A 10,690-nucleotide genomic window follows, 5' to 3' on the forward strand; every position below is an offset into this window, starting at 1 on the left:
AGAATGCGGGCACGCTCCCAGAGAGGCTGTGACTTCGACACTCCCAGACTCTCGCGTCTGGGAGCGCTTTTTTCGTCTTATGCAGGTGCAACTCCTGAGTCCTACCCTGTTCCCCCTTCTCCTGACTACCCTTCTCAGCGCTACCTCTGCTGGAGCATCCGCCGTCACCCCACTGAGCCCAGCTCTCCCACTGCCCAGCACGGGCCCAACCTGCGTCTCAGCTCTGGCTGCCCCAACCATGAGCTCCCCCACGCCCCTGGCGCTCCCTACGGGGGTCACAGGCCACGTCAGCTTTTACGCTGCCGAGTACGATCCAAAGACCAGGCAACCGTTACGGGCGCTCACGTTGGGCAATCCCGAGGATCTACAGCCCCTCGCCAGCATCTTCAAGCCCTTGATCCTCCAGGGCGTACTCCAGGACGTGGACGCTGGGAAGCTGAGGCTGAACACCGTGTTCACGACCACCGCCGCTAACCGCAGCATCGAGGACTACCCCGCCGGCAACAACACGCTGCAGGTCCTCGCCAAACGCGCGATCTACCTCAGCGACAACACGGCCTCCGACATCCTCCAACTCGCTTACGGCCCAGAGCGCCTCGCCCGCGCGGTGCGCCAGAGCAGCCCGTGCACCTCGGTCCTCCTCACGACCAAAGCATGGTGGGGCGCCCAGGCTGGCCTGATCCCTTCCGTCATGACGACCAACACCGCCGCAGGTGCCCGCGTCTTCGGCGCCCAGCCGTTCGCACAGCGTCTGGTGACTGCCAAGAACCTGATCGCCGCCTCGCAGAAGCTGACCGGTCCCGATGTCGAGCGGAAACTGGACGTGTATTTCAACGGCCCGACCTACACAGCTGATATGGAGGTGAACCTTCAGAACACCAGTACAGCGCGCGCCTACACCGACCTGATGGCCCAGACCCTCTCGGGTGCAGCCCTGAAGCCCACGACCCGGAAAGTCTTCCGCGACATCCTGGCGACCGGATGCTGCCGCCCCAAAGCACCAAAACTGAACGCGACCTACTGGGCCGCGAAGGCCGGCAGCGGCTGGGGCATCCTGACACTCACCGGCTACGTCGAGACCCCGGACGGCCGCAACTTCGCGTACACCTACCTCAATGACAGCAGCGTCACCACCGACGCAGAAGAGATGGAAAAGCAGATCCGCCCCGTTGTCCTCTGGATTGAGCAGAACATCCTGGCACTCAGGACCCCGCGGTGAGTCCGCTGCGGCGTACCCGGCTCCTTGAACAGGTGACGGCCGCCTCCGGTCATGTGCTGCTGTGCGCGCCCAGTGGGTATGGCAAGACCGGCCTTCAGGAGCAGCTGGCCGCCTCCCTTCCGGGTGCCGTCTTGATCACTGCGGCGCCGACAGATACAGTCGCCACCCTCCTCGAGCGAGCCGGCGGCCCCCAATCGGAGCGCCGCGTCTGCCTGATCGACGACGCCTACCGGCTGCCCCCTGAAGAAGTAGTGGCGCTGCTCAAGGTCCCCCCAACGCTCTGCCAAATGATCCTGGCCGTTCGGCACTTCCATTACGCCCGCGTCCAGATGCTGCGGCAAAAGCGTCAACTCCTGGTGCTGGATGCCACTGATCTGGCATTTTCCAACGATGAGTTGGCCGCGCTGGAGGACTCCGCGGACCTCGCCCAGGAGCTCCAGGAACAGACCCTCGGTTGGCCAGCGCTCGTCGAAATTCACCGGAGCCCGTATGGGGACCTGTCGGGGTATCTCGACGACTTGCTCGAGGAGGTAGACCCTCATGCGCGCGAACTGCTGACCGACGTCGCGACTCAGGACCGCTGGGAGACATTCCTCGCGGTCATGCAGCATGAGGGCCAATTGCAAAGCCTTCTGAACTGCGGTTTCCCTATCATCCCCGTCCATGGACAACTCCGGCTCCACCCCGCGATGCGCCGGCACCTGCAGGAGCGTGTGGGAGTAGGCATCGACCCGGTAGACCAGCAGAACACCGAACTCAAAGATCTCCTCGACCTGACGGAACGGCTCATGCCCGATGAGATGGTCATGCTGATCCGAAGTTTCTTCACCCGATATGGGGAGGACGACAGCGACTTACAGCAGAAGGTGGAGTTGCTGTCCAGCGTGCCTCTCCTCAGCCTGCCAGCGTTCTTGCGCGATATGTACGCCAACTACCTCATCACCGCCAATAAGCCCAGGGAAGCCAAGTACATCTTGCTCAAACAGCAGGAATCAGGAACCGACGCCTCCCGCACCTACATCCTCTTAGGACTTCTCGCCTCCAGAAAAAATAACCTCGACACCTGGGCCCAGGCGTTGGAAATGGCCCATGAACGGGCGAAGACAGACGAGGATTACTCGCGGTACTACGGCCACCTGTCGAATTACCACATGCGCTGCAACCGCTATGACGAGGCGGAGCGGGCCGCTGAAAAAAACCTCGAATATGCCCTGCGCTCGCGAAACCTCAGTCAACACTTTGCCGCCCTGAGCAACACCGGCTATGCCCGGCAGATGAAGGGCAATATCTTGGGGGCCAAGGACGCACTCCTCGATGCTTTGAACCTGGCCGAGCGCGAGGGCGACCGGTATCTCCCACAACTCAACTACCTGATCTTTCAGCTGAGTGAGGTGCTCAAAGACACGGGCGCCTTCGATGACGCTCTAGACATCATCGATCGGGGACTCCGTAACCAGCCGGCCAGCCTGGCCTCTATGCCCTACCTCTACAACACGCGTGGGCTGATCTACCTGGAATTCGGGAGATTGGAAGACGCCTTGATCAACTTTGAGGCGTCTATCGGCGGATTTCACGCCAGAAGTAACGTCGTAGGGCTGCTGATGCCGCATACCTTTGCCGCCTACACGCTCTACCGCCTGGGCTGGTTCGACCGCATCGCCGAGCACAAGCAAGCCCTGCATGATGTCATTAGCCAAATCACATCACCCAGGAAAAACTACACCGAGCATCTCGCCTATTTGCCCCTAGTCGAAGGACTGGCCCTCCTCGTCAAGGGCGATGAAACCGGCGCGGTAGGCGTGCTGGAGTCCATTGATCTGGAAGGGCGGTTGACCTATGACAGCGTCCTGCTCGCCACCCTACTCGCAAGCAAGATTCGTGTGGCCCAGGGCTGCTATGCCCAGGAGCACGCTCAGCGTCTGATTGAGATCCTCGACGCCCGGGGAAGTGCGACCGATGTGACCGCGAGAATGTACCGGGGGGAGTTTGAGGACGTCTATCAGGCCTGCATCAAGCTGAAGATGGACCCGAAGCGCTTCCAACGGATTCTGGACATCCCAGAGCCAGAACTGGCTGCTCGACCGGCGTACCCGATCCATTTGATTACCCTGAACCGGATCAGCCTGATTGCCGCAGGGCGAGAGTACAACGTCAATCCAGCCTATGCGGCGTACGCGCTGGCCTATCTGCACCTCAAACGAGATTGGAAAACGTCTGCCAGCATGGGAGAGGACCTCTACACCCATACGTCCATCCCCCGAAAAAACGCACAGAAATCCATGTCGCTCCTGCGGGGGTTGCTCCGGCAGCTTGACCCGGAAGTCGAAAAGACGCTCCTCTCCCCGACCAATGATCCCCGAGGGTACCGGGTCGAGTCCAGTGATCAGGTCCACCTGCATGCGGATGTAGACGTCTATCTGGGCTCAAAGTACAGCCCCCAGAATCCCGATGCATTCGAACTTGAGAACCTGCTTGCACGGGTCGGGGTGTTCCTCCCTGGGTTGCCGGACAGCACGTTCACCCAGGACATCAACAGTCGACTTGAGGATAAGACGGTGAAGGTGGCCTTGCACCTGGCCAGTCAGTATCAGCATCAAGGTGACATCAGAGGTGCAGCCCGCGCGCTGTTGACCGGACTGCGCTTCGTCTCCTCGTTAGAACTGGGGACTGCGCTGAATCAGATCCTGCCGGAGTTGAAGGTGACTGCCCATTCACCTGTGCGGAGCATCTTGCGTCTTGTGCAGGAAGATGGCAACCAAAATCTGGGAGATATCATCACGGATGCGCTGGCCGCTATTTGAAAAACTGCGTCCAGGAGCTTGGATTTCTCATGCAATCGCCCTGCGCTAGAGTGAACGTGCTCAGGGAAGTCACCGTGCAACCTTGCAGCCCCCGAGGGTGTCGCGCATCTGTGGACGAAGCGGAAACCTGTTTTTGCCCCCTACGATTTGGTGCAAAGTCAACCAGGTTCTTAGCCGTTTAAGCCTCACGATCTAGACAACTTGACCTCGGCCACTTGAGCAGGCCGGCTGAGAACGGGTGCGATTTTCCCCACAACACTGTCTCGACGGCGGATCAGATTGCCCCGAACTGTCCCCCTATCAAGCGTCAACTGCTCCGCACGCCACGGAACGTCTGCCGGAATCTCGGCAGATCTTTTTTGGGCTGTTTGGGCCGTGCAACCAGAACCGACCTCACGCTGTACCTATGCCAAGAGGACACCCATGACCGCACGCACCGCCAAGTCCCCCAAGCCCACCCGCAATCCCTTTACCAATTCGCAGGTCCTGATCCTCGGCGAAGGGGAAGCCACGCTCGTCAGTTCGAAGGGGAACGTCAGAACCAGTCAGGGTCCAGATCTCAAGACCCTCCCCGCCAAGCTCAGTGGCCCAGTCGCGGTCATCGACCTCACCAAACGCACTGAACTGGCCTACGCCAACATGGCCGAGTACACCCCGACTGAGGTGCTGGGTGGGCTCATGCTCGACGCCTCCGCCTACACCAAAAAAGACAACAGAGAGCTCTATCTCAACGCGGCCCCCACGATCAGTGATCAGGACCAAACCGCCGCGCTGCTCGGCTACATTGCCCGCTCCAACTACGCCGCCCTGAGCCAGGACATCCAACGGACTGGCCTTCACATGACCGTCCTCATCCCCGCCCTCGCCGTAGCGGCCCAGGCCTTACTGCCCGACGGCCTCGGGACCCTCCTGGTCGAGGTCCACACGGACGAGTACACCGTCTTACTCCTCGAGAACGGCAAAATCCTGGGACGCTTCCGGGAGTTCTACCGGAGTGATACGCCAGCGCAGGACATCCTCAAGAGTCTCGATTCCCTCGCCAAATCCGATGCGCTTCAGGAAGTCAAGCGGGTCGCGCTGATGGGCGATGCCACCCTAATCCAGAACGTCCTGACCGCCCTACAAGATGTGGCAGAGATCGAGTTCGTCACCTTTTCCCCCTCGGGACTCGCTCAACTGCTCCACCAGCATGGCACTCTCTTCGCCATCCGCGGGAGAACCGAAGGCCAGGCGAAGCAAGTTTCCTGGTGGCCTCTTGTCGCTGGCGTTGCCCTCGGCCTCCTGCCCTACGGCGTCCTGAGTGCCCTCAACGCGGGCACCAGCCGCCAGATCCAGCAGACCCGCGATCAGATCACCGCCATCCAACCTCAGCTGGCCGAAGGCCGGGCCCTCGAAGCAGAGATTGCCCGAGTCCAGGATGTCAAGACCAAAGCCGCCGCGATCACGGAGAGCCGCGTCGACTGGTCTCAGGCCTTGAGCGACCTCACAGATCAGCTCCCCCAGTCCGCAGGGCAACTCACAGCCCGCTTCACTCGCCTCTCCACCGACCTGCCCGCTCCTGTCGCGGCAGCTACACCGGTAGCGACGACCGCTGCAGACGGCACGACGACCCCTGTGGTCGCGCCGATTCCGGCCGCGAGTGTCCCCCTCCCCACCTACCAGTTGGAGTTCAAGGCGGCGTCCCGCGCAGCAGCGACGGCCCTGATCACCAACCTGGAGCAGACCTACGTGCTCGATACGCAGACGCTGACCCGCAACCCGGACGGCAGCTGGCGTATCCAGGCCAACGCCACGACCAAACCCGCGACGACTGAATCCGCCGCGACGGCCGCGACCCCGGAGACTCCGTGAACACCCCTCTGATCATCGGCCTGAGTGTCGTCCTGGCTCTCGCCGGCACGCTCACCCTCGGCAAGTCGGCCTACGAACAGCGTCTCGCTCTCCAGGGCGCACTGTCAGCTTCACAGGAGGAGTACCAGTCTGGACTGGCGACCATCGCCCGCCTCCCCCAGCTGCGCACCAGCGCCGAACAAGCCCGGACGGAACTCGCGGACCTTCAGCGGGAATTTCCGAGTAGCGAAAACCTGGGCGTGCTCCTCGAGCAGACCCAGCGACTCGCGCAACAGTCCGGTCTAGAGGTTCAGAACATCGCGCGCAGCACCGGCCCAAGCGCCATCCCCACCATTGCGGAAGTCCGCCTCAACATCCGCGCCGATGGCACGTACCCCGACACGGAGGCCTTCCTCCGAGCCGTGAAAGCGGACAAGCGAATCATGAACGTCACAGGATTTTCGACGGCTGGCGATGGCGCACAGAACATCAAACTCACCGGCTACGTCCGGCAGGGGGAATAACAATGAGCACGCACCCGAGCTCTGAAACAGCCCCCAAACAGGGCGCGCCTACCAGAAAGGCTATCCCGCCACGCGCGCTCCTGATCAGTGGCGTCCTCGCCGCCGCCGTCATCGGCACAGCCGGTTACTTCGCCACCAGACCCCCAGCCGCTCCTGACGTGCTCACCACCGCACCCGTGACCGTGCCTGCTCCCATCACCTCCACTGCCTCGACCCAGGACTCCTCTACCCCCCCTGTCTCCACCGGGTCAACCCCCAACACCGGATCCCCGACGAAGCCGGTTGCAGCAACTGTGGCGACCAATGATCCAGGCCGAGTGCGCGATCCGTTCGCTCCCGCCGAAGACAAGGCCACGCCCGCAACGGTCTCCACCCCGACCACGCGCATCGTCACTGCGCCCCGTGCGGCCGCCCCAGTGGTGCAGCAGTCCACCCCTGTGGTACGTGCCCCAGGAACGGCGGAGCCTGGTATTCAGGTGTTCACGCAACCCGCTCGGAATTCCACGGTCGTTCCCCAGCCTGCCCCGGTCACCACCGCACCGACGGCCATCGTGACCGCCCCTAATCCAGTGGTCACGTTGACGCCCGTCACGCCCCAGGCCAGTGCAGTGACACCTGCGGTGCCACAAACCAGCTCAATCCCCCCGGTGCGCGAAATCACGGTCACCTCACCCGCCGTAGTCGTGACCACCCCTGTAGCACCTGTCGTCATTCCCTCGTCGACACCCACAGCAGGTCCGGTTGCTGCCCTCCAGACTCCCGTTCCTGCTCCTGCCTCTGCACCTGCGCTCAATGTGACCCAGCAGTGGCTCCAGGATCACCGGGTGACTTATGGCGGCCGCGCGGACAGTGGCGAGAACACCACCGTCATTCTCAACACCAACGAAGGGCAGGTCTTTGTCGACGTCGGCCAAGTCATTCCAGGCACTGAAGTCACCCTCACGAGTGCTGACAACCAGAACCTCGTGTTCACTCAGAAGAGTAAGACCGCCAAGCTCACCATCCCCGCTTCTCCCACGACTGACACCGGAGCCCAACCATGAACATCAAACCCATCTCGACCCTGCTGACCCTGACCCTCCTCACCGCCGCCGCCGCTCAGGGCAGTGACGCACCAGCAACCACCATCGTTGTCCCCGGCAGCACCGTCATCCGTACTGCCCCGGTCAACCTTCCCGATACGGCCGAACTCCGCCGTCCTGTCACCCTGACGATCCCTGCCGGCGGCATGACCCTGGACACTGCCCTGACCCTCGTGGCCCGCACAGCTGGTTTCACGGTGCTGACGCAAGGCCTCCCCCAGGTGCAGCTACGTACTGGCCTGCAAGGCCTGAGCGCTGGCCGCGCCATCGAGACGCTACTGAACCTGTACGCCCCCAACAGCAGCGCCACCCTCGAAGGTAAGGTCCTCATCATTGGCGACGCCGCTGCCGTTCGCCGTGTGCAGGGCATCGCTCCCCAGACCATGGACACCAGCCGTCAGACCCGCACCGTCCTGGTCCCTGGCCTCACCGGCGAACAGCTGACCCGCGTCACCTCACTCCTGACCGCTCAGAGCGCCCTATTTGATACTGGCGTGGTCCTGCTGGCTGGGACGACCGAGCAGCTCGACGCCTCCGAAAAGACCCTGAAGGGGCTGCCCAAACCCGCAGCTGCGGTGGTTGCGACCACCCCCGTGCAGGTCACGCAGACCTACATCGTGCAGAGCGACGTGGCGCAGACGAGCGCGGCCGTGCGCGAACTGGGCACGACGGTCAGCGTGGTCGGCAACGCCCTGATCGTCCGGGGCAATGTCAAGCAGCAGGCCGACGCCGCTGCGCTCGTGGTCGCCCTCAATCAGAGCGTGGGTACGAAGGCCGCCGCTCAGCAGGTCCGGAGCGTCAAGCAGAGCTACGACACAGTCGCCGTGACGGAAGATGCCCAGGTCCTCGCTGCCCTACTGCCGGACGTCAAAGTCACCCCCCTGGCCACGCAAGGCCTGCTGATCGTGGATGCCCCGCAAGAAGTGCAGGGCGCCGTGGCCGTCATCCTGAAGACCCAGCGGGACCGCCGCGCCGGCCGCGCCATCAGCTACTACACCATCAACACCGGACGCGCCGCTGACCTCGTGAGTGTCCTGAAGCGCGAACTGCCGGGCGCAGACGTGCAGGTGGTCGAAGGTCGCAACATGCTCAGTGTTCAGGCCGCCCGCGCCGATCAGGAACGGGTCGTGACCCTCCTGGGCCAACTGCAGGCTGCCCCGACCACAGGTAACGCCGGGAGTGCCAATGAGATCATCACGCGCAGCGTTACGCTCGGGTACAGCGATGCGCAGACCCTGGCGACGAGCGTCAGCAGCCTGGCCCAGACCGTTGCAGCTGCGGCTGCCGCCACCAGCGCGGCCACCGCGACAGGCGCCGTGGCGGCGGCCCCGGCGGCCACCACCACCGTTCTGGCCAACGCTGACACCAACAGCTTGCTCCTGACCGGTCCGCGGACCATCGTCGAGGAACTCACCCGCGCCATTGCAGCCATCGACCAGCCGGCCCAGGGGGTGCGCGTGCGACTGCGCGTCGAGCAGGTGTCCGAGTCTGATTTGGCAAACCTGGGCATCAACTGGAAGGTCGGCGTGGGCGGCGTGGAGGTCGGCCAGAGCGACGGTAACCTGACGGTCGGATACGCCCCCAGCCTCAGCCCCGCGTCCATTCAGGTTGCCCTGAACACCGCCCGGACGAAGGGCACCGGGAAGACGATCATTGACAGCAACTTCCTCACGCTCAGCAACAAGGACACGAACTTTAACAACGGCGGCGAGCTCCTGTTCCCGGCCACGAGCACGATCGTCAACGGCGCGGCCGTCACCACCCCCGGTCAGACGTACAGCTACGGCCTGGGTATCAAGGTCCGCCCCCGCGTGGCCCCAGACGGCACGATCACCCTGACCCTGGACACCACGCTGGGCAGTAGCCCGTCTGCCGGCCCCCTCGCCAGCATCAACCAGACCAAGCAAAGCCTTCAGAACACGGTCATGGCCCGCCCGGGCGAAACCGTGGTGTTGGGCGGCATCATCAGCACGACCGACGACCAGAGCCGCCGCGGCGTGCCCGGCCTGATGGATATTCCCGTGCTCGGCCAGCTGTTCGGCAGCAGCAACAAGACCGCGACCCGCACGGCGCTGCTCTTCCTGCTCACGGCTGACCCGATCACGCCTCCCGCTGCCCAGCGCACGGGTGCTGGAGCAGAGCGCGTGAATGTCCCGGCCACCCCTGTCACGACCGAAGGCAGCCAGCGGCCTTGAACATTCGCAGCCTCGCGCTGCTGCTGGGCCTGCTCTGGGGGCAGGCCCATGCTCAAAGCAGCCTCCTGCCTCTGCCCTACGCCACCGTCGACCTGGGCGCCGGCACGTACCGGGTGCCCAGTCCAGAAGCGAACACCACTCTCCTGGTCCTCAGTACCCAGCCCCTCCCCATCGCGGCCAAGCCGTCCACGCAGGTCTGGGTGGATCTCAAGGCCCTACCCTGGAACACCGTCGAGCTGGGCGGTAACCGCTACCGGCTCCCTGTGGGCGATCACGCCGAGCTGCTCATCCTGAGTTCAGTGCCGCGCGCCCTCGTACCGGCACCAGCAGGCGCGGTCAAGCCAGGGGCGGTGACAAGCACCTCTGAAATCTCCGGGCGCCGGCTTCCGCGCCTTCCCGGTCTCCCCGATGACCTGACGGGCAGCGTCACGATGGTGCAACGCGGCAATCAGGTGACGTTCGCCTACAGCCTGACCAGCCTCGGCCAGCGGACCTTCACATTGGACGCCAACGCTATCCAGGTGCTTCAGAACGGTCAGCCCATCCGGGCCACCCTCGACCGCCGCAGTGGCAACCTGACCCCCGGCATCCTCACAGGCGGGACCGGCGAGATCGGCCGCATCCGCACCGGCCGGGTCAGTAGTGCACCCATCGAGCTGCGCTGGACCATCCGCACCGGCGATACCAGCTACACCCTCAGCCTCACCCAGTAACCCCAGGAGCCCCATGTCGACGCTTACGCTTCCCCGCTTGGCCCTTCCTGGGTATTCGTATCGCAACACCCTCGACCTCGCCCGGCTGTACCGCCGCTCTGCCCTCCTGCTGCGCAATGAGATGCCTCTGGACGACCTCCTTGGCCAGCTCCTGCAAACCACGCCTAACCGGCGTCTCCAGCAGAGCCTTCAGACCGTCCGGAGTGACCTGACGCGGGGACAGACCCTAGCACTACTCAAACACGGATTTTCGCGATATGGACAATGTTTTTACGAAGTTGATGGGTCTATATTTGAAGGCTGAAATGCTCAAATTATACTATCAA

7 protein-coding genes are annotated in these 10,690 nt (G+C 63.3%); all 7 read left to right on the top strand.

Going from position 1 to position 10,690, the window contains the following annotated elements; genetic code table 11:
- Nucleotides 1-238 precede the first annotated feature (238 nt).
- The 7 genes from ASF71_RS14890 to ASF71_RS14920 all read left to right on the top strand — a co-directional run bounded on the left by ASF71_RS14890 (nt 239) and on the right by ASF71_RS14920 (nt 10,364).
- On the top strand, nt 239-1,219 hold the full coding sequence (locus ASF71_RS14890) for a serine hydrolase (protein WP_056301745.1): 981 nt from the start codon (nt 239-241) through the stop codon (nt 1,217-1,219).
- Complete coding sequence (locus tag ASF71_RS14895; RefSeq protein WP_056301747.1) at nt 1,216-4,020, top strand: hypothetical protein; 2,805 nt, start codon at nt 1,216-1,218, stop codon at nt 4,018-4,020. Before ASF71_RS14890 ends, ASF71_RS14895 begins: the two co-directional genes overlap by 4 nt.
- Nucleotides 4,021-4,443: 423 nt before the next feature.
- The gene (locus tag ASF71_RS14900) at nt 4,444-5,871 is read left to right on the top strand and encodes a hypothetical protein (RefSeq protein WP_056301749.1); all 1,428 of its coding nucleotides are present in this window, start codon (nt 4,444-4,446) and stop codon (nt 5,869-5,871) included.
- The gene (pilO, locus tag ASF71_RS14905; protein WP_056301751.1) at nt 5,868-6,374 is read left to right on the top strand and encodes a type 4a pilus biogenesis protein PilO; all 507 of its coding nucleotides are present in this window, start codon (nt 5,868-5,870) and stop codon (nt 6,372-6,374) included. The genes ASF71_RS14900 and pilO overlap by 4 nt, the downstream gene beginning before the upstream one ends.
- A gap of 317 nt (nt 6,375-6,691) precedes the next feature.
- Nucleotides 6,692-7,417: a hypothetical protein gene (locus ASF71_RS23910; RefSeq protein WP_156372851.1), complete on the top strand. Its 726-nt coding sequence runs from the start codon at nt 6,692-6,694 to the stop codon at nt 7,415-7,417.
- Nucleotides 7,414-9,651 (top strand): type II secretion system protein GspD, encoded by a 2,238-nt coding sequence (locus tag ASF71_RS14915; RefSeq protein ID WP_056301755.1) that lies wholly within the window; start codon nt 7,414-7,416, stop codon nt 9,649-9,651. Before ASF71_RS23910 ends, ASF71_RS14915 begins: the two co-directional genes overlap by 4 nt.
- Entirely contained in the window at nt 9,648-10,364 is a 717-nt protein-coding gene (locus ASF71_RS14920) for a hypothetical protein (protein ID WP_056301756.1), read from the top strand. The genes ASF71_RS14915 and ASF71_RS14920 overlap by 4 nt, the downstream gene beginning before the upstream one ends.
- Nucleotides 10,365-10,690 lie beyond the last annotated feature (326 nt).

The sequence above is a fragment of the Deinococcus sp. Leaf326 genome (assembly GCF_001424185.1).
Taxonomy (GTDB): domain Bacteria; phylum Deinococcota; class Deinococci; order Deinococcales; family Deinococcaceae; genus Deinococcus.

Excerpts from the sequence above, each read along its gene's own strand:
- ASF71_RS14890 (WP_056301745.1), top strand. The coding sequence starts at position 239 with ATGAGCTCCCCCACGCCCCTGGCGCTCCCTACGGGGGTCACAGGCCAC.
- ASF71_RS14900 (WP_056301749.1), top strand. The coding sequence starts at position 4,444 with ATGACCGCACGCACCGCCAAGTCCCCCAAGCCCACCCGCAATCCCTTT.
- ASF71_RS14915 (WP_056301755.1), top strand. The coding sequence starts at position 7,414 with ATGAACATCAAACCCATCTCGACCCTGCTGACCCTGACCCTCCTCACC.